We start from the raw sequence: 22,681 nt of genomic DNA on the forward strand, positions 1-22,681 counted from the left end.
GTTGGCGGGCCAGACCAAGGTGAGCCTACATTCCTCATGGAGTGGCCGTTATTACGCCGCCTGGGCGCTGTGATCACCTTGCTCTGGCACTGCGACAACCACATAGCAGCGCTGCAAGCCCAGTCCGGGTAGTCGCACTGCGGTTGAGGCTTTACCGTCCTTTCCAGGCTCTAGAACACCCCTTCGCAAAAGCTCTTTGTTGACCGCACTCAGGTTCATGCCTCGGAAGATTTCGGAGCGCCATGCTTCCGGCAGCACGTAGTAGGTGTTGGTGGTGTGCAGGGCATCGCCCATGCCGTGTTCCATCGTCTTGCGAAAGCCCAACCGATCAATCGTGCGTGGGCCGTGTTCATCGATCTTTGCGGCAGCAGATTCCCAGCGGGTAAAGCGGCTTTCTCCGAAGCGTTCGATGACCTGGCGCAGTCGAGCCAGGATCGCGTCACCCTCGAAGTTACCGGCGCCGCCACGCTCGGCGAGCCACGCATGCAGACACACCCGTGCGGCGGTCGTGGCCGTGCCATCGGGCCAGCCAGTGACGCCGAAAGCGGTGGCCAACTCTCCGGCCGCTGCTGCGAGGCCAAAGCGCAGGGCGGCACGTTGGGCTTGCCCACTGGCCGATGCGGGTAGGTTTTGGGTGATGAACTGCTCCACCGTGCGGCGAATGATCACCGTCCATCTGAGCATTTCTCCTGGAGCGCACAGTGCGTGCAGGAAGGCGGTGAGGGGTGTGCCGTAGTATTTAGCTACACGGGCCTTGAGCGCATCGGAGAGGGCGGCTGCATCCTCAAAACCGTTCAGCACATCGAACATGCCGAGGCCCTTGCTGGCATCCGCTGGCACCGCAAGCATGCGCACCTCCATGCCCGCTTTCAGCTCCTTGTTGGCGTCCGCCATGTGCTGCGCCAATGTCTTCTCGCCGGTCGAGAGAAACAGCAAGCGCCACTCCTGTACCTGTCGGCCCGCTTGGCCTCGATCATTCGCCCGGGCCTTACCGGTACCGTTACCGAGCATGTAAACCGTCTCGCCAATAATGCGTGGGTCACACATGCCAATTTCATCTAGCACCAGGAGGCCGTCTGAGTGAGCGGCTGCGATGGACTCCAGGGCGTTGTCTGTCGAGCGCCATGAACGCACTAGGCGCGGCCCGCCATAAACCGAGGCGGCGACTTGTAGGTGAGTAGTCTTGCCACCGGAGCTGTCGCCATACAGGTGGAAGCCGCCCGACTCATGCCCGAGCAGGTTTAGCAGAGGCCCTGCAAAGGCCACAGAGACGACAAACGCCAAGCGATGGTTACCAACGCACAGCGCGCCGATTTGCTGCTGCCACTGCTCCAGAGAGCCCGCCTCGCTGATCGGTGGCAACTGCGCACCGGCCTCATAAAAATGCAGGTGTTCGACGTGCGAGCCAATCTGTTGTTCGGGCAATAGAAACGCCTTGTCGTGCCAGCCCAAGCGCGTGACCAAGCGTGCGCGCTGGGCGCTGTCGAAGCCGCCGAGATAACTCTGCAGATCATTGCGTGCGTTACGCCCGGATCGACTTCCTGCAAGGCGCAAACCCATATCTACCAGTGGGCCGAGTACGTCCTTACCGAAGTCGCCGGTCATGGTCCTGGCTGGGATGTTCCAGCGTTTTTTAGCGCCGTCCGGGTCATCGAATTCAACTAATAAGCCCCAGTTGTGGCCCTTGTCGTCGCGAGTGCGGGCGATGATTTCGAGAGGAGAACACACGGGGCGTGCCTCACCATCATCGCCGGAATAAAACACCCCTTCAGCGGTCAGGCGAAAGCCGCCCGGCAATAGGTCATTTTTCGATTTCGCAGGGCGTTTGGCGGGTGCCTTGGTCTTTGGTGCTTGATGCTCGGTTGGCTCAGCAACACTGCCGAAAAACTCGCCGTTGCGCACCAGCTCGGCGACGTGGGCAGCGGTCCAGCCTTTAGCTAATGCGTCCGCTGCATCGTCGCCGTCTGCCCATTTTCCACCTTTGACGAGTGTCGGCTTGTCGCCTTTGCTGCTGGGCTTGAGCTTGAACACGTCGAGAGCAATTCGTTGCACCGAAGCGGCACCCAGCTCAATTAACTTGAGCTCGATGGCGTCCATGCAGGCCTTGCCGCTTGCATCGTTATCCGGCCACAAGACTACAGTTCGCCCTTTGAGTGGCGTCAGATCGGCCTTGTGCCAAGAGTTGGAACCGTTCGGCCAGCAGGTGGCGATGTGGTCGGGCATCAGCTCAGCGGCGGCGTCAGCAGCTTTCTCGCCTTCACACAGCACTACATGCGCATCTGCACGCTGTACCAGCTCATCCAGGCGCAGCAAGGGCCGAGGCTCGGGCAATCCCTGCCAGCGCCATTGTGTGGTTTGCCCATCGGAGCGTTTGCACCAGGTCAACGGCGCAAAGACCTTTCGTGGCTTGCCGTCTTCATCGGGGCTTAAGTCGAAGCGATACAGCGCCATAGCTGGCTGGCCCTGAGCATCGCGATAGATCCACACCTTGGACGGGGCGCCATGTTGTCGGTGCTTAGCCGGGCACTTGTTCATGGCCTCGGCCGGGATCGGCTGAATCGAAATCCACTCCGGCGCTGCGGGCTTGGGCGGTGCGCTTTTGGCAGTCGCAGAGCCAGCGGAAACACTGAGCAGATCCGCCAGCTTTTTGCAGGCCTCAACGTCGGTGCTGCCATCGATGTAGCGCACCAGGTCGATCAGGTCGCCGCCCTTATCGCCGGTGGCGAAATCCGCCCAGGTGCCTTTGCTCAAATTGACCTTGAGTGAGCCTGCGCGTTTGTCCGTGCGTGTGGGATTCGGTGCGGTGTATTCCTTGCCGCCATCAACACGTTTGCCGTTTGGTAGCCAGTGAGCAAGCACACGGTCGATGTTCTTCAGGGCAGCGCTTTTTACGTCAGCGAAGCTAGGGCGTTTTGAGGTGTTGCCTGTGCGCTGAGTCATGGCGTTTTACTCGTCGCATAAAGCGCATCGTTCACGTCATCAATCAGTGCTTTTGCCATTTCTCCCAGGTAGAGAGCTGGCCAACTGAACCGCTCGCCCTCATTACTCATAGCTGCGTCGAGGGTCAGTTGGTTGGCGTAGTACTGAAACAGCGATATGGCCTCAAGTGCGTCCTCGATCGGCACGCCTGCATTGACCCTAAACAGCTTTTGAGTACCGCTGGCAACGCATGAGAATTCGGTACGCCCGAGGGTGTTGGCTGTGTTCACAGGGCACCGCCTTTCTGGCCCAATGGCACAGAGGAGGCATCACCGTACAAGGCAAGTGTTTTGATCAAGCCCAAGGTGCCGCGCACGTCCCAAATAACGGACGACAGTACGCGGTTGGAGAGTACGGGTTTATCGCCGTCTAAATGATCTTCCAGCAGCATCAGAACTGAATCAGCACGGTCGAGGGCGCAGGTGATGGCGTCGATGGGAATACCGGCTTCGGCGTCCTGGCTGACACAGAGCAGATCCTCGGGTAGTGAAAAGCCTGGGAGCATGCTCATTGGGCACCTCCTGCGGCTTCCAGGGCGCGAGCCTTGGACATATGGGCGTTGTAACGGGAGAGGCGTGTAGCGAGGCTGGAGTTGGCGTGTAAAGCGGCGAGAGCCATTGCTCGATGAGCGGCGGCGCGAATTTTGGACGGATCGGTGGCGTGCATTGGGCGAAACTCCTTTGTCTGGGGAGCTGCCACGGTTCGCCGTCAAACGAATTAGGGTGGCAGCTGTACGCAGGTTGACGGACCGGGGACAAAGGAACCCGGCATACCCGAAGGTATCCCGCGCACAGCCGCCATAAACAGGATGTGCAGGCACAAAAAAAGCGCCTGCAATCGTGATGGGGGCGCCTGTGCGCCAATGTCTGAACGGGCCGTCAAACCCGGTCGCTGATTTTGCAGCGACGGCCAGAGAGTAACGCCTGATTTTTGAAAGTGCAACTATCCGGAACGCTTGCGGATTTTTTCGATGCGGCATAAATTGATCACGCATGTAGATTTACCTCAACGCCTCCGGTTGCCGCCGGGGGCGTTTTCGTTTCAGGCATGGATGTCCCAGCGCAGGGAGACAAAGGGCAAAAGGTCGCCTTCGAGGCACGCGCGCGCATCCTCGTAGGCATCTATTTGTTGGCCTTCGTCGACGATGATTGCTTGTGGGGCTTGGCAAGGAACTGACAATGCGCACCAGATGCCATCTCTCCATCGCATCACCATGACGTCCCGGTTCAGGCGTTTTTGCTCCGTGCGGTAACGTTCAAAACGCTGCATACCGCGTGATGAGAACCCGACTGTTCTGAGTACAGAAAAGGGCTGCAAGATGGCCCTATTGGCGACACGATTTTTCATGCTGCCACCTGGTCGCGAGCCTCTATGCGGCTTCGTGCCCATGTTTGGATTTCAGATAAAACCCAAGCTACGGGCGCGCCGCGAGCGTTGCTGTTGCTCAATTTGACGGGTAGGGGAAAGCCGCTATCTGTGCGCTGCATGAGTTTGTAGATGGTGGAACGCTTCATGCCCACGATCCGCTCGACCTCGGGCATACGGATCAATGTCGACGATGCGTCAAACATTGGGCTTGGAGTGGTTGGGTTAAGGCGGGGAATTTCAGTGATAGGGGCTTTCATAGGTCTTGCTCTCGACTGGTTAGGACTGAGAGCAATGATCTAGGTGTAGGTCGGTGGTGAGCAGTTCACTTCCAATTGAAATCCGATTGAAATTTCTGGCTTACAGCACGAAGTAGCGTTTGAGGATGGCTTCAACTCTTTTGCGGGTGAGGGCTTTTTCGGTCTCAAGCGCAATCCACTCAGGCCGTTGTTTTGGCGGTTTTGCTACCTCGCCTTGTAGCCATGCATGCACCTTCGTAGCAACGTTGCGTTTGGACATCCCCGCTGCACGGTAGTGGAGCCCCTTTTTAACTATCGCGGCGTCTCGAACGCTAATTTCCTCGTTACGCTCCATACCGCTGATGAGACCGCCTTTTTTGCGGACGGCATTTTTGATCGCTCGTTCGGCGATGGGTCTTAGTTCATCGTCGACCAGGCAGGGTAGGGATCTGATCGGTTCCAGGTAGAGGGTGTACTGATCGAGCACTTCGATGTGCTTGTCCGGGTCGACCTGCATCTCTACGAATTGGCAATACAGATCCCTGGGCCAGTCATTAGGAGGTTCAGAGACATGAGACCAGGCCTCTTGATCGGCTGTGTGCATCCAACTGGCTAATGTCTCCAGCGCTTTTACGGCACAAGCCATGATGTAGCCCGCATGAGCATCGCGCTCCGACACTGAGTAATATCCGCTGTACATTCGTACCCAGTGCGCCAGGCGTGCCGTGGTGTCGGTGGAGGCATACTGAAAAATGCTCTCCTCATGGATCATCGTCTGAATGCACATACTGCCGAGATCTTTCATGTCGGCGAGATTTTTATTGATATCGTCGCGATGAATGCGCAGCCAGCACTGGTCGATCAGGTGGCAGGCGTCAGCGACCTGTCCACGACAGAGATCATAGAGCGGTTGTGCTGAGAGAGATTTGAGCAGGCCGCTGCCTAGCGCCGAATGCAATATGACTTCGTGATCAGTCATTGCCAGGCCTCATCCGCCGTGTAACCGAAAGTCCCACGCCCTGCGCTTGAAGGGCGGAGCCAGCGAGGGTCGCTTGCCAGTCTCGGGCGAAAACGTCTGCCCGCAGCACCTTAGCGCTGACTTCTGCGTTACACGCAGGGGCAGCGTTACATCGGATGTACGCTATGTCGCTCAACTGTGTAACAGGCGTGGAGGCCAATGAAACCGGGCGTTTGACTATGGGCGTTACACGAGTAACACCCGTTACACCGGTTTTGGAGGGGGGCTGGGTATGTGCTCTCATACTGCCTTTCCAAATTGGCCCTGCACCACATTTCCACTCACTAGGGCATCAAGGTGATCGGCGTACCACTGCATCATCACTCTACGCTGAGGCAGGTACACCGCTTTGTTATAGACCCCGGCAATACCCTCCTTTGCATGAGAGAGCTGGGCCTCAATGTGATTCTCATCGAAACCCTGCTCATTAAGTATGGTGCTCGCGATGTGACGAAAGCCGTGGCCTGTTTGCCGACCGGCATATCCCAGTCTGCGGAGCGCCATTAGAAAGACGGTGTTGCTACGCGGAATTGTCCTGTCTTTCCTGCCTGGAAATAGGAGAGGGTACGCACCTGTCAGTGTTCGTAACTCAGTGAGCGCTTCGATTGCCTGTCGAGAAAGAGGCACCACATGTTCGCGACGACGTTTCATTCGCTCGGCTGGGATCGTCCATAGCTTTTTGGAGAGGTCGATTTCTGACCAGCGTGCTTCTCGGATCTCGCTCGGGCGTGATGCTAATAAGGAAAGCAGACGAAGCCCTATACGAACGTCCTTTGCGTGAGGGTAGGAGTTGATCGCTCGAAGTAGCGCAGGCAGTTCTTCAATCGAAACGTGTGCATAGTTTTCAGCGCTACGCGATTGCAGGAATTTGCTGAGACCTTCAAGGGGGTTGTGGACGGCTCGTCCTGTTACTCGTGCCAGGTCATAGATCTCTTTGCAAAAGGCACGAACTCGGCCCATTTGTTCAATGATCCCCTTCTGCTCCATGCCGCGTAGAAACTCCATCCATTCCAGGGGCAGTATTTCCGTGTATACGCGTTTGCCGAACACAGGGAACACGTGAAGCTCGAGTGCGCCAAGTACTCGTCGAGACGTACCTGATTCCCAGCTTGTGCGTCTGGCCTCAAACCACTCGCGGCCTAAAGCTTCAAAGGTGTTGTTGGCAGCGACCTGGTCTGCGACTTTGCGAGCTTGCTTGCTCACCAATGGATTTTTACCGGTCGATGCGTCTTCCCGCAGTTGAGCTGCTTTCTGTCTCGCCAAAGAGCCACTGATTTCCGGGTAGCCGCCGAGGCCCAGCCAAGACCATTTCCCGTCTGGCTTTTTGTAGCGCAGCTCCCACGATTTTTGACCGTTAGGTTTCACCCGGAAGTACAGGCCATTCCCGTCCTGCTCCCGATATGTAGCGTGCTCAGGCTCCAGGCCTGCAAGCGTGGTGTCTGCTAAGGGGCGGCGTTTGATTTCAGAGCGCTTCACTTCCTGTATGCCTCCAGTTATAGGAATTTCAAAGCATACACGTGGGCATACACGGCGGGAAGTTATAGGGGTGGACAGGGATGGATAGCCAGAAACAAGAAAGCCCGCACGAGGCGGGCTTCTTGGGGTGTTTCGTAGACTGTCTGAGACAGCCCGAGACTGCTATATGGTGCACCCGGCGGGATTCGAACCCACGACCCCTGCCTTCGGAGGGCAGTACTCTATCCAGCTGAGCTACGGATGCTTGTGCGGGCGACATCATACCCATGTCGACCTTGGGCGTCCATGCCGGTCTTTGGCCGTTCAAACGTAGGCATTTGCCCCGCAGAGGCCCTGCGTCGGGCACCGTTGGTCAACACGGCGGAACGGGCTCGAATCACGCTGATCAGAAAAATCCGGCAAATGCGCCGTTTTCGTTCTTTTTTTCGAACAGACTATTGCCCTGTACCCCCATTGATCCTAGGATTCGTTTGAGATTTCAAACGCTCTGTCTCTCGTGCGCTATTCACTGATCGCGCGCGCGGGGGCTGATTTCCCTGACGGCAGCCCACAAGGCGCCTTTCAACAACTCTAATTCGCTCCGCGTGCGCGCGGTGCTGTTAAGGAAAGCCGACATGCAGCTCAAAGATTCCCAGTTGTTCCGCCAGCAGGCCTTTATCGATGGCGCTTGGGTGGATGCGGACAACGGTCAGACCATCAAGGTCAACAACCCTGCCACGGGCGAGATTATCGGCACCGTGCCAAAGATGGGCGCCGCGGAAACCCGCCGCGCCATCGAGGCCGCCGACAAGGCGCTGCCGGCCTGGCGTGCGCTGACTGCCAAGGAGCGCGCCAACAAGCTGCGCCGTTGGTTCGAGCTGCTGATCGAAAACCAGGACGACCTCGGTCGCCTGATGACCCTGGAACAAGGCAAGCCATTGGCCGAAGCCAAGGGCGAAATCGTCTACGCCGCGTCCTTTATCGAGTGGTTCGCCGAAGAAGCCAAGCGCATCTATGGCGACGTGATCCCCGGCCACCAGCCCGACAAGCGCCTGATCGTGATCAAGCAGCCTATCGGCGTGACCGCCGCCATCACGCCGTGGAACTTCCCGGCCGCGATGATCACCCGTAAAGCCGGCCCGGCCTTGGCCGCCGGTTGCACCATGGTGATCAAGCCAGCCTCGCAAACCCCGTTCTCGGCCCTGGCCCTGGTTGAGCTGGCGCACCGTGCCGGTATCCCGAAAGGCGTGCTGAGCGTGGTCACCGGCAGTGCCGGCGATATCGGCGGCGAGCTGACCAGCAACCCGATCGTGCGTAAATTGTCCTTCACCGGCTCCACCGAAATCGGTCGCCAGTTGATGGCCGAATGCGCCAAGGACATCAAGAAAGTTTCCCTGGAGCTGGGCGGCAACGCGCCGTTTATCGTGTTCGACGACGCGGACCTGGATAAGGCCGTCGAAGGCGCGATCATCTCCAAGTACCGCAACAACGGCCAGACCTGCGTCTGCGCCAACCGCCTGTACATCCAGGATTCGGTGTACGACGCGTTTGCGGAAAAACTGAAAGTCGCGGTGGCCAAATTGAAGATCGGCAACGGTCTGGAAGAGGGCACCACCACCGGCCCGCTGATCGACGAAAAAGCCGTGGCCAAGGTCCAGGAACACATCGCCGACGCCCTGAGCAAAGGCGCCAAGCTATTGGCCGGTGGCAAGGTCATGGAAGGCAACTTCTTTGAACCGACCATCCTGGTCGATGTGCCGAAAAACGCCGCCGTCGCCAAGGAAGAAACCTTCGGCCCGCTGGCGCCGCTGTTCCGCTTCAAGGACGAAGCCGAAGTGATCGCGATGTCCAACGACACCGAATTCGGCCTGGCGTCCTACTTCTACGCCCGCGACCTGGGCCGTGTGTTCCGTGTGGCCGAAGCCCTGGAATACGGCATGGTCGGGGTCAACACCGGGTTGATCTCCAACGAAGTGGCGCCGTTCGGCGGCATCAAGGCCTCGGGCCTGGGCCGTGAAGGCTCCAAGTACGGGATCGAGGACTACCTGGAAATCAAATACCTCTGCCTGGGCATCTAAGCCGGGAAGGGATTGCAGTAAACGCAAAGGGCACGAGAGCGCTGACCCTTTGCGCGTTTCACACCGTTATTCGTAGTGGCCGGGAAAGCTGTGGCAGTCGATCATCGCATGCTGCCGTAGTTGCCTCCCCGCCACGTATTCCTTGAACAACGCCACCCGATGAGTGGCGAATGAGGACTTTATGAGCAAGACCAACGCTTCCCTGATGAAACGCCGCGAAGCCGCTGTACCGCGCGGTGTTGGCCAGATTCACCCGATCTTCGCCGAATCCGCGAAGAACGCCACCGTGACCGACGTTGAAGGTCGCGAGTTCATCGACTTCGCCGGCGGTATCGCCGTGCTGAACACCGGCCACGTGCACCCGAAAATCATCGCCGCCGTGACCGAACAGCTGAACAAGCTGACCCACACGTGCTTCCAGGTACTGGCCTACGAGCCGTACGTCGAAGTGTGCGAGAAAGTGAACGCCAAGGTTCCAGGCGATTTCGCCAAGAAAACCCTGTTGGTCACCACCGGTTCCGAAGCCGTTGAAAACGCCGTGAAAATCGCCCGTGCCGCGACTGGCCGTGCCGGCGTGATCGCTTTCACCGGCGCCTACCACGGCCGCACCATGATGACCCTGGGTCTGACCGGTAAAGTGGTGCCTTACTCGGCCGGCATGGGCCTGATGCCAGGCGGCGTGTTCCGCGCGCTGTACCCGAACGAACTGCACGGTGTCAGCGACGACGACTCCATCGCCAGCATCGAGCGCATCTTCAAGAACGATGCCGAGCCGCGTGATATCGCCGCCATCATCATCGAGCCGGTCCAAGGCGAGGGCGGTTTCTACGTCGCGCCGAAGCCGTTCATGAAGCGCCTGCGCGAACTGTGCGACAAGCACGGCATCCTGCTGATCGCCGACGAAGTGCAAACCGGTGCCGGCCGTACCGGTACCTTCTTCGCCATGGAACAGATGGGCGTTGCCGCCGACCTGACCACCTTCGCCAAATCCATCGCTGGCGGTTTCCCCCTGGCCGGTGTGTGCGGCAAGGCCGAATACATGGACGCCATTGCCCCAGGTGGCCTGGGCGGCACCTACGCCGGTAGCCCGATCGCTTGCGCCGCTGCGCTGGCGGTGATGGACGTGTTTGAGGAAGAGCACCTGCTGGACCGCTGCAAGGCTGTCGGCGAGCGCCTGGTGACTGGCCTCAAGTCGATTCAAGCCAAGTACCCGGTGATCGGTGACGTGCGTGCCCTGGGCGCGATGATCGCGGTCGAGTTGTTCGAAGACGGCGACAGCCACAAGCCAAACGCTGCAGCCGTTGCCGCCGTGGTGGCCAAGGCGCGTGACAAGGGCTTGATCCTGCTGTCCTGCGGCACCTACGGCAACGTGTTGCGCGTACTGGTGCCGCTGACCTCGCCGGACGAGCAGTTGGACAAAGGCTTGGCGATCATCGAAGAGTGCTTCTCCGAGCTGTAAGCGGCAGTTGGCCTGATCGATAAGAAAAACCCGCTTCGGCGGGTTTTTTTGTGCCTGAAGCAAGCCAGCTCTTATCAAATTTAAAATAAATTACTGATTTTAAAGGGTAAAAAATTTCACTCTAAAATCTTGAGTCTTGCATAAACAATTTCAGGCAACCGCATTCTTGTGGTGAGCGGGCTTGTCCCGCGCCGGGGCGCGAAGCGCCCCTAATAAAGACAAAATGCGGTGTATCAGGCACTCCTCTGCGCTTGGTTTTGGGGCTGCTGTGCAGCCCAACGCGGGCGGTGCGACGATTCGACAAGCCCGCTCGCCACAGATGACGGGTTGCCCGCTCTGTCCCTTAACTGACCGGCATTGGGGCAAGCCCCTCCCACAGTGATCGGCATTCAGCCAGCGATCACGCGATTCTTGCCCAGGCGCTTGGCCTCATACATGGCGGCATCGGCGCGGGCGAACAGGCTGTCCAGGGTGGAGTCTTCCTCGGTCAGGCTGGCCAGGCCCTGGCTGATGGTCACGCTGAACGCCTGGCCCTCATAGCTGAAGCTCAGCGCCTGAATCTCCCTGCCCAGGCGCTCGGCCACTTGCAGCGCCATCTCCGGCGCGCAACCCGGCAGAACGGCGGCGAACTCTTCGCCGCCAATGCGCCCGAACAGGTCGCCACGGCGCAGTACCCCGCGACCGCTCTCGGCGATACGCCGCAGCACCTGGTCGCCTTCCAGGTGGCCGTAGGTGTCGTTGACGTCCTTGAAGTCATCGATGTCCAGCAGCAGGAAGGCCAGCGGCGCGCCTTGGGCGCAGGCGCTGTCGAAGGCCTGGTTGGCGCATTCGAAGAAGTGTCGGCGGTTGCTGCTCTGGGTCAGCACGTCGGTGGTGGCGAGACGGTGCAGCTCCAGTTCCAGCTGTTTTTTTTCCGTGATGTCTTCGGCCATGCCGACGACGATCACCGGCTCGCCGGGTTCGACCTGCTGGTTGATGTAGCACTTGTCGCTCAGCCAGCGGATCTGCCCGTCGGCGGTGATGATGCGGTACTCGCGGTCTTCCACGGCACCCTGCTCCAGCACGCGCGCCAGGCTGTGTTCGGCGTAGTCGAGGTCTTCGGGGTGAATGCTGTTGCGCCATTCGCGGTGGTCCGCCAGCAGCAGGCCGGCGGAACGTCCAAAAATCCGCTCGTATGCCGGGCTCACGTAGAGCACGCGGCGGGTCTGCCAATCGATGGCCCACAGCACGGCGTTTACGCTGACCAGCAGAGAACTGAGCAATTGTTCGCGCTCACTCAGTCGCTCGACTTCGCCCTGGGCATGTACCAGTGCCAGCAGGGTTGCTGCCGCGGCCGGACGCGGAGGGTCAGCGGTAGGGCTGTCGGCGGTGAAGGGCTTTTCGAGAACCATCGGCACAACTCTCTCTGGGCGCGCCGCAAGATCGAGCAGCGGTCACTACAAGGGGCCACCATGATGGCGAAGTGTTCATTGAGAGAGGCGAATTGCAGTGAAGTTCCGTCAACAGGCTCGATTGACGGTGTCCGAGAAATGACGCCAAAAAGCTGATGGGTGGGAGGGCAAGCCCTCCCACGCGACTGTCAGACCGCCGCAGGACGCAGCGAATAGGTCTTCAATTGGTGGGCAAAATCCCGCAGGGACTGGATGCCGCTGGCCTCGGCCTCGTGCACCCATTCCTTGATGGCGGCGAGCATATCGTGGCCGTTGGAGCTGGTCTTGAGCCAGATCTGCTGCAGCGCCAGGCGTTTTTCGTAGATCACTTTCAGCGCCTGGCTGTGTTCCAGCATGCTCTGGATCCGCAGGTGGTGGCGGTCATCCAGCAGGCTGGTTTCCCGTGACAGCAGGCGTTTGGCGCGGTGGAACTGGTGGCGCACCGAGTGATCGACTTTTTCCAGCTCCTGCTTGACCAACGGGCCGATCACCAACTTGCGGTACTGGGCCATGATCTGGAAGCGGTTGTTGAGGATCGCCATGGCGGTGTCCATGTCCAGGTGGCCCTTGCCTTCCAAGCGGTGGGCAATCGGTGCCACGCGCTGCACCTTGGCCAGGCGCAGGAAGCTGAACACCTTGATCCATGCCCAGCCCAGGTCGAATTCCCACTTCTTTACCGACAGCTTGGCCGAGTTGGGGTAGGTGTGGTGATTGTTGTGCAGCTCTTCGCCGCCGACGATGATGCCCCACGGCACCAGGTTGGTGGCGGCGTCACGGCATTCGAAGTTGCGATAGCCCACGGCATGGCCCAGGCCGTTGATCACGCCGGCGGCCCAGAACGGAATCCACATCATCTGGATTGCCCAGATGGTGATGCCGATGGCGCCGAACAGCAGCAGGTCGATCACGCCCATGATCGCCACACCCAGCAGCGGGTAAGGGGTGTAGAGCTTGCGCTCGATCCAGTCGTCCGGGCAGTTCTTGCCGTAGATGCGCAAGGTCTCGGGGTTTTCGGCCTCGGCACGGTACAGCTCGGCGCCTTTGCGCAATACGGTGGACAGGCCCTTGATCACCGGGCTGTGCGGGTCGTCGACGGTCTCGCACTTGGCGTGGTGCTTGCGGTGGATGGCGGTCCACTCGCGGGTGTTCTGCGCTGTGGTCAGCCACAGCCAGAAGCGGAAGAAGTGTTTCAGGCCGGCATTGAGCTCCAGGGAGCGATGGGCTGAATAGCGGTGCAGATAGACCGTGACCCCAACGATGGTCACGTGGGTCATCAACAGGGTGACTGCCACCAGTTGCCAGGCCGACAAGTCAAGAAAACCGTTGTACCACATAGGCTGTATGGCCCTCAGATAAAGAAAAGAACAGCTCACGCATTATCACTAAGCCTACAGAGAAAACCAGCGGCCCTTTCAGATAAGACTTACGAGATGTTACATATCCTATAATCCCCATTCTTTGTAGGACGATTCTGGGCTTTTAGTAAGGATTACTGGGCATATGCTGTTTTCATACCGAGGTGCCCTGCGTGCGGGGCTGGTATACCTGCTGGCTTCGAGCGTCTGGATAGGCCTCACTCATCGGGTATTGATCGAGTTTCTCGATAGTCCAACCGACCTGCACCAGTGGCTGCAGGTGCGTGGTTATGTGTGGGTGGCGCTCAGTGCCTGGCTGATCTACCTGATCTGTGCCCGATCTGCCCGGGCCGACCAGCAGCAACCCTTGAAAGAGAACCGCGAGCGCCTGCGCCAGGCTGCTGCCGTGTTCGATTGCACCCGCGAAGGGGTGTTGGTCACCGACGCCAAGGGCCTGATCGTGCATGTGAACCGGGCCTTCATGGAAATCACCGGCTACCAGCGCGATGACGTCATGGGCCGGCAGCCGAGCCTCTTCAAGTCCGGTCGCCATTCGTCGAATTTCTATCAACAGATGTTCCAGACCCTGGAACACACCGGTGAATGGAGCGGTGAAATCTGGAATCGGCGCAAAAGCGGTGAGATTTATCCACAGTGGCAAACCATTCGCGTGATTCACGATGACCTGGGCCATATCAGCCATTACGTCGCGGTGTTTTCCGACATCAGCGCCATCAAGGATTCCGAGCACGAACTGGCCCACCTGGCCCACCACGACCCGCTGACCGACCTGCCCAACCGCCTGCTGTTCACCGACCGTGCCGAGCAGGCGCTGGCCTCGGCGCAACTCCACAAGCGCGGCTGCGCCCTGCTGTTGCTGGACCTGGATCACTTCAAGATCATCAACGACAGCCTTGGCCACAATGTGGGCGACCAGTTGCTCAAGCTGGTGGGCGAGCGGCTCAAGGCGCTGTTCGGCCCCGGCGTGACCCTGGCGCGCCTGGGCGGGGATGAGTTCGCGGTGCTCGCGGAAAACTGCTCACAGGTGGTGCAGGCGGCGGCTTTGGCACAGCGCATGCTGGATGTGATGAAGCAGCCGTTCATCTTTGACGGCCATCAACTGTTTATCAGCGCCAGCATCGGCATCAGCCTGTTCCCCAATGATGCCCTGAGCGCCGAGCAATTGTTGCGCAACGCCGATTCCGCGCTCTTCAAGGCCAAAAGCGTGGGCCGCGAAGGCTACGCGTTGTACACCGAAGAACTCACCGCCCACGCGCAGAACCGGGTGGAAATCGCCAGCGAACTGCGCCGCGCCCTCGAACAGCAGGAGTTGCGCGTCTACTACCAACCGGTGCACGACTTGCACACCAGCCGCCTGATCGGCGTCGAAGCACTGGTGCGCTGGCAACACCCCGAGCGTGGCCTGGTACCGCCGGGTGATTTCATCCCCATCGCCGAACGCACCGGGTTGATTGCCGAGATCGATGGATGGGTGATGGACCAGGCCTGCCGACAGATGTGCCGATGGCTGGCCGACGGCGCGCCGCTGAGCTTTATTGCAATCAATGTATCCAGCCGCCTGTTTGCCCGGCGCGAACTCTATGATCAAGTCGCCCAGGTGCTGCACGATACCGGCCTGGATCCGGCCTTCCTGGAGTTGGAAGTCACTGAAAGCGCGGTGATGGACGACCCTGAAGTGGCCCTGGAACAACTGCACCGCCTGCGCGAACTGGGCTTGCGCCTGGCCATCGATGACTTCGGCACCGGCTATTCCTCCCTGCTGCGCCTCAAGCGCCTGCCGGTGCAGAAACTCAAGATCGACCAGGGCTTTGTCGCCGGGCTGCCGTGGGACGAAGACGATGCCGCCATCGTGCGGGTGGTGATCGCCCTGGCGAAAAGCATGGGCATGCAGGTGCATGCCGAGGGGATCGAACAGGTGGAGCAGGCGCGGTTCTTGTTGGAGCAGCACTGCGATATGGGCCAGGGGTACTGGTTTGGGCGGCCGATGCCGGCGCAGGCCATTGACTGGGACTGCGCCCCCGCCATCCAGGCTTGAAATGCATTCAAATGTGGGAGGGGGCTTGCTCCCTCCCACATTGGGATATTCACAAGGTGTTATTTCAGTGCTCGGTCGCAAAACACGCGTGCAACCCCACGTCCTGCCAGAAAATTCTTTCTGGTTATATAAACATTCTTAAATAGTATTTTTAAGAATATCCGCGCTTATCTACTATCGCCCTACGCCGCAAGCAGTGCCGCCACTGCGAGGCACTATTCATTTCAGGAGCGAGACCATGAGCGCATCTCTACGTAGCGTCGACGGCCAGGACGAAGCAGCCATTTTGCGCGAGATCCAGAGCGCCTTGCGCGATCTGCGGTTTGGCGCGGTGGAAATCACTGTGCACAACGCTCAAGTGGTACAGATCGAACGCAAGGAAAAATTCCGTTTGCAGAATCCGGGTAACAAACCGAGCTAAGCAATAACGGCGATAGACCCCGTCACTATAAGAAAAAGCCAACACCCAGAATTTTCAGGAGCTTCTATGTCGTCGATTCGCCGTTATGCCCTGGCCGCCCTGGCCAGCGCCGTGTTTGCCGGTTCCGCCGTTGCCAAGGACTACGAGTTGCTCAACGTCTCGTACGATCCTACCCGTGAGCTGTACCAGGACTACAACGCTGAGTTCACCAACTTCTGGAAACAGTCCCACCCCGGCGACACCGTCAAGATCCAGCAATCCCACGGTGGTTCGGGCAAGCAAGGCCGGGCCGTGATCGACGGCCTGCGCGCCGACGTGGTGACCCTGGCCCTGGCCGGCGACATCGACGAAATCGCCAAGCTGGGCAAGACCCTGCCGGAAAACTGGCAGACCCGCCTGCCGGATGCGAGCACCCCCTACACCTCGACCATCGTGTTCCTGGTGCGCAAGGGCAACCCTAAAGGCATCAAGGATTGGGGCGACCTGATCAAGAAAGACGTTTCCGTGATCACGCCTAACCCGAAAACCTCCGGCGGTGCGCGCTGGAACTTCCTTGCCGCCTGGGCCTACGGCCTGAAATCCGGTGGCAGCGAAGCCAAGGCTCAGGAATACGTCAAGGAGCTGTTCAAGCACGTGCCGATCCTCGACACCGGCGCGCGCGGTTCGACCATTACCTTCGTCAACAACGGTCAGGGCGACGTGTTGCTGGCCTGGGAAAACGAGGCGTTCCTGGCCCTGAAAGAAGACGGCGGCGCCGACAAGTTCGACATCGTCGTGCCGTCCCTGTCGATTCTCGCGGAGCCGCCGGTGGCCGTGGTCGACAAGAACGCCGAGAAAAAGGGCAACACCGAGATCGCCACTGAATACCTCAAGCACCTGTACAGCCCGGCTGGCCAGGAGATTGCGGCGAAGAACTTCTACCGCCCACGGGATGCAAAAGTGGCCGCCAAATACGCCCAGCAGTTCCCGAAACTGGACCTGGTGACTATCGACAAAGACTTCGGCGGCTGGAAAACTGCCCAGCCGAAATTCTTTAACGACGGTGGCGTGTTCGACCAGATCTACACGGCGCAGTAAGCCGAGCAACAACCCGCCCACAGAGCCCGCATTCACCTGCGGGTTTTGTGTGTCAGTTCCGCTAACCAAGGACTCTTATGTCGCGTCGTATTTCCCCCGTCATACCCGGCTTCGGGCTGACGCTGGGCTACACCGTGGTGTACCTCAGCCTGATCGTACTCATCCCCCTCGCGGCGATGTTCGTACACGCCGCTCAACTCACCTGGGATCAGTTCTGGAACATCATCTCCGCACCCCGTGTGCTGGCGGCGTTGAAGCTGAGCTTCAGCACCGCGCTGTACGCCGCCCTGATCAACGGCGTGATCGGCACGCTGCTGGCCTGGGTGCTGGTGCGCTACACCTTCCCCGGCCGCAAGATCATCGATGCGATGATCGACCTGCCGTTCGCCCTGCCCACCGCCGTGGCCGGTATTGCCCTGACTGCCCTGTACACGCCGACCGGCCTGGTGGGCCAGTTCGCCGCCGACCTGGGCTTCAAGATCGCCTACAGCCCCTTGGGCATCACCCTGGCGCTGACCTTCGTGACCCTGCCGTTCGTGGTGCGCACGGTGCAGCCGGTACTCGCCGATATCCCCCGGGAAATCGAAGAAGCCGCCGCCTGCCTGGGCGCCAAGCCGTTGCAGGTGTTTCGCTACATCCTCGTACCCGCGCTGCTGCCCGCCTGGCTGACCGGCTTCGCCCTGGCGTTTGCCCGTGGCGTCGGTGAGTACGGCTCGGTGATTTTCATCGCCGGCAACATGCCGATGAAAACCGAGATCCTGCCGCTGCTGATCATGGTCAAGCTCGACCAGTACGACTACCGCGGCGCCACCTCCATTGGCGTACTGATGCTGGTGGTTTCCTTTGTCCTGCTGCTGCTGATCAACTTGTTGCAGCGGCGCATCGAACGTCCATAAGGAGGCGCGGAACATGTCCCAATCGTCTATTTCCGCGGCATCCTCGGCCAACGCAGCCCGCCGTGGCAGCGCTGTTTCCCGGCGCATCCTGATCAGCCTGGGCTGGCTGGTGTTCTTCCTGTTCCTGCTGCTGCCGCTGTTTATCGTGGTGTCCCAGGGCTTGAAGAACGGCCTCGGGGCGTTTTTCACCGCGATCCTTGAACCGGACGCGTTGTCCGCGCTGAAACTCACGGTGATCGCCGTGCTGATTTCGGTGCCGCTCAACCTGGTATTCGGCGTCAGCGCGGCCTGGTGCGTGAGCAAGTACTCGTTCCGTGGCAAGAGCATCCTGGTGACGCTGATCGACCTGCCGTTCTCGGTCTCCCCGGTGATCGCCGGCCTGGTCTACGTGCTGATGTTCGGCGCCCAGGGCCTGTTTGGCCCGTGGTTGCAGGCGCATGACATCCAGATCGTGTTCGCCTTGCCCGGCATCGTGCTGGCGACCATCTTCGTTACCGTGCCGTTCGTCGCCCGCGAACTGATCCCGCTGATGCAGGAGCAGGGTACCCAGGAAGAAGAGGCCGCGCGCCTGCTGGGCGCCAATGGCTGGCAGATGTTCTGGCATGTCACCGTGCCGAATATCAAATGGGGCCTGATCTACGGCGTGGTGCTGTGCACCGCGCGGGCCATGGGGGAGTTCGGCGCGGTGTCGGTGGTGTCCGGCCATATTCGCGGCGTGACCAACACCTTGCCGCTGCACGTCGAGATTCTCTACAACGAATACAACCACGTTGCAGCGTTTGCGGTGGCGAGTCTGCTGCTGATCCTGGCGCTCTTCATCCTGCTGCTCAAGCAGTGGAGCGAGAACCGTATTAATCGCCTGCGCGCCAGTGCGGCTGAGGAATAAGTCATGTCGATCGAAGTCCGTAACGTCAGCAAGAACTTCAACGCCTTCAAGGCCCTGGACAGCATCAACCTGGATATCCAGAGTGGCGAGCTGGTGGCCTTGCTTGGGCCTTCCGGCTGCGGCAAGACCACCTTGCTGCGCATCATCGCCGGCCTGGAAACCCCGGATGACGGCAGCATCGTGTTCCACGGTGAAGACGTCTCCGGCCACGACGTGCGTGATCGCAACGTCGGTTTTGTGTTCCAGCACTACGCGCTGTTCCGCCACATGACCGTGTTCGACAACGTCGCCTTCGGCCTGCGCATGAAGCCGAAGAACCAGCGTCCGAACGAAAGCCAGATCGCGGCCAAGGTTCACGAACTGCTGAACATGGTGCAGTTGGACTGGCTGGCCGACCGTTACCCGGAACAACTCTCCGGTGGCCAGCGCCAGCGTATCGCCCTGGCCCGCGCGTTGGCGGTCGAGCCGAAAGTGCTGCTGCTGGATGAACCCTTCGGCGCCCTCGATGCCAAGGTGCGTAAGGAACTGCGCCGCTGGCTGGCGCGCCTGCACGAAGACATCAACCTGACCTCGGTGTTCGTGACCCACGACCAGGAAGAGGCCATGGAAGTCGCCGACCGCATCGTGGTGATGAACAAGGGCGTGATCGAGCAGATCGGCTCACCCGGCGACGTCTACGAAAACCCGGCCAGCGATTTCGTCTACCACTTCCTCGGCGACTCCAACCGCCTGCACCTGGGCGAGGACAAGCATGTGCTGTTCCGTCCGCATGAAGTGTCGCTGTCGCGCCACGAACTGGAAGATCATCACGCGGCCGAAGTGCGTGATATCCGCCCGTTGGGCGCGACCACGCGGGTCACCTTGAAGGTCGAAGGCCAGAGCGAGCTGATCGAAGCCGAAGTGGTGAAGGACCACGACAGCCTGACCGGCCTGGCCCGTGGCGAGACCCTGTTCTTCAAGCCCAAGGTCTGGCAAAAAGCCTGAGTTCACCGCAATACCAACTCTGAAACTGGGACCAAATGTGGGAGGGGGCTTGCCCCCGATGGCGGTGTTTCAGTCAGCTTATCTGCTGCTGACCCACTGCTATCGGGGGCAAGCCCCCTCCCACATTCAGACCTCGCTTGGCTTTAGATCGCGGCGCGCCACCGGGCCTGAGCGTTTCTCAATGTTCGCCTTCAGGTCATGCCGCAACCCCAGCAAAAACGCCACCTCCGCCACCACAAACAACGGCCCCACAATCAGCCCCGACACGTCATCCACAAACGCCGGCTTCCTGCCTTCGTAGTAATGCCCGACAAACTGAATCACCCAGCCCACCACAAACAGGCCGACGCCGCTGCTGAGCCACACCATCGTGCTCTGCGCCGCCAACACGTGCCCGGCCCACAGCGACAAGCCCATCAACACCGTCATCAGCACGCCCAGGGCCAGTTCAAGCCGCAGGTAAAACCACGCGGAAAACAGCGCCACTATCACTGCCGGGGAAAGCCACAGCCCGCCCACCGCCCATTCGGGGCGTGACAACAGCACGGCCACGGCGACCACAATCAGCGGGATGCCGATGAAGTGGCTGGCGATATTGCGTGGATCGCGGTGGTACGCGGCGTATTGACTGAGATGATCGACGAGGCTTTTCATTGTTGTTCCTCCTGTAGGATGCTTGATCATGCCCTGTCAGCCTGGGACTAACTGTCAGTTGGGCGACAATCTTCGGAGTTCTCATGGATGCGACGCAATGGCACTCCCGGTTGGCCGTCGGTCACTGGTTCAGTCACCTGCCCGTACCTTTCCAGCATAGCCTGCTGGCCCATGCCCGGCTGCGGCAGCTGACGGCGGGACAGTACCTGTTCAAGCGCGGCGACCCGCCCTGCGGCTTGTATGCGGTGCTCGAGGGCACGTTGCGTGTCAGTGCGGTAAATGAGCACGGCAAGGAAGCGCTGTTGAGCCTGGTGGGGGCGCCCTACTGGTTCGGCGAGATCTGCCTGTTCGACGGCTTGCCGCGCACCCACGACGCCTGCGCCACGGGGCCGTGCACGCTGGTGCAGGTGCCGCAGCAGGCGCTGCTGAAGATCCTCGATCAATCCCCTCGCTACTGGCGCGACCTGGCGCTGCTGATGAGCCAGAAGCTGCGCCTGAGTTTTATCGGCCTCGAACAGCTCAGCCTGATGCCCGCGTCGGTGCGCCTGGCCCACCGGCTGTTGATGATTGTTGAGGGCTACGGCGACATGGCGCCTTCAAAACGCGTGCTGCAACTGCCCCAGGAAGACCTGGCGGCGATGTTGAGCCTGTCGCGCCAGACCACCAATGCCTTGCTCAAGGACCTGCAAGCCCAGGGCATCGTGCGCCTGGGCTACGGCGAGATCGAAATCCTCGATGCCCAGCGGCTACGAGAGGCGGCGCACACCTGAGGGTGTTAGCCTGCAAACCTGATCAATCGAGGTGTGTTATGCGTGTGCTGTTAGTGGAACATGAATCCGAAGAGGCACAGCGGATGGCCCAGGGCTTGAACGAGGCCGGCTACACCGTGGAAGTCGCGGCCAACGGCATGGCGGCGCAGCGCTTTGTCGAAAGCGCCGAATACGACCTGGTGATCCTGGATGTGATGTTGCCCGGCCTGAATGCCTGGAAGCTGCAGCAGGCGATCCGGCAGAAGGGTGAGACACCGGTGTTGTTCCTGACCACACCGGGCGGGATTGAAGATCGCCTGCGCGGGCTGGAGTTGCATGAGGATGACTACCTGCTCAAGCCGTTTGAGGCCAAGGGGTTGGTGATGCGGGTCAGGAAACTGTTGCGGCGGGATCGGGGTCGCTGAGCGATCGCCATCGGGAGCAAGCCCCCTCCCACATTTGAAATGCGTTCCCCTGTGGGAGGGGGCTTGCCCCCGATGAGGCCTTCAGCCTCCCCACACATCCCCCTACCGCAACCCATCCCGAAACTGCCCCGGCGTCATCCCCGTCCAGCGCTTGAACGCCCGGTTAAAGCTGCTGGTATCGGCAAATCCCAACAGATGGCTGACCTCGGCCAATGAACACTGTGGATCACGCAAGTGGAGCAACGCCAAGTTCTGGCGACACTCATTGAGCAACGCATCAAACCGACATCCCTCATCCGCCAGATGCCGCTGCAGACTGCGCAAACTCAAGTGCAGCGCCTGGGCAATCCGCTCGGCGCTAGGCTCGCCATCGGGCAGTTGGGCCTCGATGGCCGCGCGCACCTTGCGTTCCCAGGTCAGCGGTTGCAGTTGCGCCAGGGTGCGTTTGAGCACGGTTTCGTTATGTTCGGCCAGTTCCGGGTTGGCGTCGTCCAGGTGGCTGTCGAAATCGCTGGCGGCGAATTCGAGGCGGTCTTCCTCGGCGCCGAAAAACACCGGTGCGCGGAACACCGTGTGCCAGGGCTTGGGGTCGGCGGGTTGCGGGCGCCGCAGGTAAACCGCCAGCGGCGCATAGTCGCGGCCCAGGCGGTTGCGGCACGTGCGCACATAGATCGCGGCAAACGCGTCGATGGCTTCCAGCGCCGGCGCCGGGCTGCCCGGCGGTTGCAGCAGGCGAAAGCGGTAGCGCTCGCCATCGCCGCTGAGTTCCAGGCTCAGGGCATCGCTGACCACCTGGTGATACCGCACGATGCGCTCGAACACCTCGCGCAGGCTGCCGCTCGCCACCAGCGCATAACCCAGCGCATGAAAGGTGGTCGGGCTGACAAACCGCGACACCCGCAACCCGATGGCCGGATCGCCGCTGGCCTGCACCGCCAGTTCCCACAGGCGCGTGGTGGCCGACAGCGGGTAACGCGCGTTGGGGTCGTCCATCTGCTGCGGATCGAGCCCGGCCTGGGCGCACAGCGCGGCACTGTCGAGGCCCAGGGCATCGAGCTGCTTACGCAGGGCGCGGGTCCAGCTGGCGAGGGAAGTCGGTTCGGTCATGGCGATTGGCGCTTGCGGTCAACAGGTTGGCGTGTGGGGCTAGCGTCC

General features: G+C 60.3%; 21 protein-coding genes and 1 tRNA gene. 10 read left to right on the forward strand and 12 right to left on the reverse strand.

Translation table 11 applies throughout. From position 1 onward, the window contains the following. Window positions 1–51 precede the first annotated feature (51 nt). From J1N02_RS14445 to J1N02_RS14480, 8 genes are all read right to left on the reverse strand, one after another. Window positions 52–2,940 carry a DUF927 domain-containing protein gene (locus J1N02_RS14445; protein ID WP_421147434.1) on the reverse strand — a complete coding sequence of 963 codons (2,889 nt, stop codon included), beginning with the start codon at window positions 2,938–2,940 and terminating at the stop codon, window positions 52–54. Further along, the gene (locus J1N02_RS14450) at window positions 2,937–3,209 is read right to left on the reverse strand and encodes a DUF3077 domain-containing protein (RefSeq protein WP_122764484.1); all 273 of its coding nucleotides are present in this window, start codon (window positions 3,207–3,209) and stop codon (window positions 2,937–2,939) included. The genes J1N02_RS14445 and J1N02_RS14450 overlap by 4 nt, the downstream gene beginning before the upstream one ends. After that, window positions 3,206–3,490, reverse strand: a complete 285-nt coding sequence (locus J1N02_RS14455) for a hypothetical protein (protein WP_122764485.1) — start codon at window positions 3,488–3,490, stop codon at window positions 3,206–3,208. The genes J1N02_RS14450 and J1N02_RS14455 overlap by 4 nt, the downstream gene beginning before the upstream one ends. A gap of 530 nt (window positions 3,491–4,020) precedes the next feature. After that, window positions 4,021–4,326: a hypothetical protein gene (locus J1N02_RS14460; protein ID WP_122764486.1), complete on the reverse strand. Its 306-nt coding sequence runs from the start codon at window positions 4,324–4,326 to the stop codon at window positions 4,021–4,023. Beyond that, entirely contained in the window at window positions 4,323–4,604 is a 282-nt protein-coding gene (locus tag J1N02_RS14465; protein ID WP_122764487.1) for a helix-turn-helix transcriptional regulator, read from the reverse strand. Before J1N02_RS14465 ends, J1N02_RS14460 begins: the two co-directional genes overlap by 4 nt. Before the next feature lie 100 nt (window positions 4,605–4,704). After that, the gene (locus J1N02_RS14470) at window positions 4,705–5,562 is read right to left on the reverse strand and encodes a hypothetical protein (protein WP_241089535.1); all 858 of its coding nucleotides are present in this window, start codon (window positions 5,560–5,562) and stop codon (window positions 4,705–4,707) included. A 279-nt stretch (window positions 5,563–5,841) separates the two neighbouring features. Beyond that, window positions 5,842–7,077: a tyrosine-type recombinase/integrase gene (locus J1N02_RS14475; RefSeq protein WP_034136437.1), complete on the reverse strand. Its 1,236-nt coding sequence runs from the start codon at window positions 7,075–7,077 to the stop codon at window positions 5,842–5,844. Between the two features lie 167 nt (window positions 7,078–7,244). Continuing rightward, window positions 7,245–7,321: transfer RNA gene (locus tag J1N02_RS14480), tRNA-Arg, on the reverse strand. A gap of 370 nt (window positions 7,322–7,691) precedes the next feature. Here J1N02_RS14480 and gabD point away from each other — a divergent pair. Together gabD and gabT are read left to right on the forward strand one after the other, a co-directional pair. Further along, window positions 7,692–9,134 (forward strand): NADP-dependent succinate-semialdehyde dehydrogenase, encoded by a 1,443-nt coding sequence (gene gabD / locus J1N02_RS14485; protein ID WP_027607874.1) that lies wholly within the window; start codon window positions 7,692–7,694, stop codon window positions 9,132–9,134. A 181-nt stretch (window positions 9,135–9,315) separates the two neighbouring features. Then, window positions 9,316–10,593: a 4-aminobutyrate--2-oxoglutarate transaminase gene (gene gabT / locus J1N02_RS14490; protein WP_027607873.1), complete on the forward strand. Its 1,278-nt coding sequence runs from the start codon at window positions 9,316–9,318 to the stop codon at window positions 10,591–10,593. Between the two features lie 389 nt (window positions 10,594–10,982). Here gabT and J1N02_RS14495 read toward each other — a convergent pair whose 3' ends face one another. After that, the gene (locus tag J1N02_RS14495; protein ID WP_027607872.1) at window positions 10,983–11,984 is read right to left on the reverse strand and encodes a sensor domain-containing diguanylate cyclase; all 1,002 of its coding nucleotides are present in this window, start codon (window positions 11,982–11,984) and stop codon (window positions 10,983–10,985) included. A 188-nt stretch (window positions 11,985–12,172) separates the two neighbouring features. Then, window positions 12,173–13,357 carry a delta-9 fatty acid desaturase DesA gene (gene desA / locus J1N02_RS14500; protein ID WP_421147435.1) on the reverse strand — a complete coding sequence of 395 codons (1,185 nt, stop codon included), beginning with the start codon at window positions 13,355–13,357 and terminating at the stop codon, window positions 12,173–12,175. A gap of 166 nt (window positions 13,358–13,523) precedes the next feature. Here desA and dibA point away from each other — a divergent pair, with 166 nt between their 5' ends. From dibA to J1N02_RS14530, 6 genes are all read left to right on the forward strand, one after another. Next, entirely contained in the window at window positions 13,524–15,434 is a 1,911-nt protein-coding gene (gene dibA, locus J1N02_RS14505) for a phosphodiesterase DibA (protein WP_027607870.1), read from the forward strand. Window positions 15,435–15,672: 238 nt separating this feature from the next. Beyond that, window positions 15,673–15,855 carry a sulfur starvation response protein OscA gene (oscA, locus tag J1N02_RS14510; RefSeq protein WP_003170956.1) on the forward strand — a complete coding sequence of 61 codons (183 nt, stop codon included), beginning with the start codon at window positions 15,673–15,675 and terminating at the stop codon, window positions 15,853–15,855. Between the two features lie 66 nt (window positions 15,856–15,921). Next, window positions 15,922–16,932: a sulfate ABC transporter substrate-binding protein gene (locus J1N02_RS14515; RefSeq protein ID WP_027607869.1), complete on the forward strand. Its 1,011-nt coding sequence runs from the start codon at window positions 15,922–15,924 to the stop codon at window positions 16,930–16,932. 77 nt (window positions 16,933–17,009) lie between these two features. Beyond that, window positions 17,010–17,828, forward strand: coding sequence for a sulfate ABC transporter permease subunit CysT (gene cysT / locus J1N02_RS14520; protein ID WP_027607868.1), 819 nt, complete (start codon window positions 17,010–17,012; stop codon window positions 17,826–17,828). A gap of 13 nt (window positions 17,829–17,841) precedes the next feature. Then, entirely contained in the window at window positions 17,842–18,714 is an 873-nt protein-coding gene (gene cysW / locus J1N02_RS14525; protein WP_027607867.1) for a sulfate ABC transporter permease subunit CysW, read from the forward strand. A gap of 3 nt (window positions 18,715–18,717) precedes the next feature. Next, window positions 18,718–19,698 (forward strand): sulfate/molybdate ABC transporter ATP-binding protein, encoded by a 981-nt coding sequence (locus tag J1N02_RS14530; RefSeq protein ID WP_027607866.1) that lies wholly within the window; start codon window positions 18,718–18,720, stop codon window positions 19,696–19,698. A gap of 126 nt (window positions 19,699–19,824) precedes the next feature. On the opposite strand, the gene J1N02_RS14535 is transcribed toward J1N02_RS14530, so the two are convergent. Beyond that, window positions 19,825–20,352, reverse strand: a complete 528-nt coding sequence (locus J1N02_RS14535; RefSeq protein WP_421147436.1) for a DUF962 domain-containing protein — start codon at window positions 20,350–20,352, stop codon at window positions 19,825–19,827. 83 nt (window positions 20,353–20,435) lie between these two features. Between J1N02_RS14535 and J1N02_RS14540 the strand changes: the two genes are divergently transcribed. Together J1N02_RS14540 and J1N02_RS14545 are read left to right on the forward strand one after the other, a co-directional pair. Beyond that, on the forward strand, window positions 20,436–21,122 hold the full coding sequence (locus J1N02_RS14540) for a Crp/Fnr family transcriptional regulator (RefSeq protein WP_027607864.1): 687 nt from the start codon (window positions 20,436–20,438) through the stop codon (window positions 21,120–21,122). 38 nt (window positions 21,123–21,160) lie between these two features. Further along, the gene (locus J1N02_RS14545) at window positions 21,161–21,526 is read left to right on the forward strand and encodes a response regulator (RefSeq protein WP_027607863.1); all 366 of its coding nucleotides are present in this window, start codon (window positions 21,161–21,163) and stop codon (window positions 21,524–21,526) included. A 102-nt stretch (window positions 21,527–21,628) separates the two neighbouring features. On the opposite strand, the gene J1N02_RS14550 is transcribed toward J1N02_RS14545, so the two are convergent. Next, complete coding sequence (locus J1N02_RS14550) at window positions 21,629–22,633, reverse strand: AraC family transcriptional regulator (RefSeq protein WP_065926327.1); 1,005 nt, start codon at window positions 22,631–22,633, stop codon at window positions 21,629–21,631. Window positions 22,634–22,681 lie beyond the last annotated feature (48 nt).

This window comes from Pseudomonas sp. NFX5, assembly GCF_049132125.1.
Classification (GTDB): domain Bacteria; phylum Pseudomonadota; class Gammaproteobacteria; order Pseudomonadales; family Pseudomonadaceae; genus Aquipseudomonas; species Aquipseudomonas marginalis.

Coding starts and splice junctions, on each gene's coding strand:
- J1N02_RS14465 (WP_122764487.1), bottom strand. CDS start 4,604: ATGAAAGCCCCTATCACTGAAATTCCCCGCCTTAACCCAACCACTCCA.
- oscA (WP_003170956.1), top strand. CDS start 15,673: ATGAGCGCATCTCTACGTAGCGTCGACGGCCAGGACGAAGCAGCCATT.
- gabD (WP_027607874.1), top strand. CDS start 7,692: ATGCAGCTCAAAGATTCCCAGTTGTTCCGCCAGCAGGCCTTTATCGAT.
- J1N02_RS14530 (WP_027607866.1), top strand. CDS start 18,718: ATGTCGATCGAAGTCCGTAACGTCAGCAAGAACTTCAACGCCTTCAAG.
- J1N02_RS14545 (WP_027607863.1), top strand. CDS start 21,161: ATGCGTGTGCTGTTAGTGGAACATGAATCCGAAGAGGCACAGCGGATG.
- desA (WP_421147435.1), bottom strand. CDS start 13,357: ATGTGGTACAACGGTTTTCTTGACTTGTCGGCCTGGCAACTGGTGGCA.
- J1N02_RS14445 (WP_421147434.1), bottom strand. CDS start 2,940: ATGACTCAGCGCACAGGCAACACCTCAAAACGCCCTAGCTTCGCTGAC.
- J1N02_RS14460 (WP_122764486.1), bottom strand. CDS start 4,326: ATGAAAAATCGTGTCGCCAATAGGGCCATCTTGCAGCCCTTTTCTGTA.
- gabT (WP_027607873.1), top strand. CDS start 9,316: ATGAGCAAGACCAACGCTTCCCTGATGAAACGCCGCGAAGCCGCTGTA.
- J1N02_RS14550 (WP_065926327.1), bottom strand. CDS start 22,633: ATGACCGAACCGACTTCCCTCGCCAGCTGGACCCGCGCCCTGCGTAAG.
- cysT (WP_027607868.1), top strand. CDS start 17,010: ATGTCGCGTCGTATTTCCCCCGTCATACCCGGCTTCGGGCTGACGCTG.
- J1N02_RS14495 (WP_027607872.1), bottom strand. CDS start 11,984: ATGGTTCTCGAAAAGCCCTTCACCGCCGACAGCCCTACCGCTGACCCT.
- dibA (WP_027607870.1), top strand. CDS start 13,524: ATGCTGTTTTCATACCGAGGTGCCCTGCGTGCGGGGCTGGTATACCTG.
- J1N02_RS14540 (WP_027607864.1), top strand. CDS start 20,436: ATGGATGCGACGCAATGGCACTCCCGGTTGGCCGTCGGTCACTGGTTC.
- J1N02_RS14535 (WP_421147436.1), bottom strand. CDS start 20,352: ATGAAAAGCCTCGTCGATCATCTCAGTCAATACGCCGCGTACCACCGC.
- J1N02_RS14515 (WP_027607869.1), top strand. CDS start 15,922: ATGTCGTCGATTCGCCGTTATGCCCTGGCCGCCCTGGCCAGCGCCGTG.
- J1N02_RS14470 (WP_241089535.1), bottom strand. CDS start 5,562: ATGACTGATCACGAAGTCATATTGCATTCGGCGCTAGGCAGCGGCCTG.
- J1N02_RS14455 (WP_122764485.1), bottom strand. CDS start 3,490: ATGAGCATGCTCCCAGGCTTTTCACTACCCGAGGATCTGCTCTGTGTC.
- cysW (WP_027607867.1), top strand. CDS start 17,842: ATGTCCCAATCGTCTATTTCCGCGGCATCCTCGGCCAACGCAGCCCGC.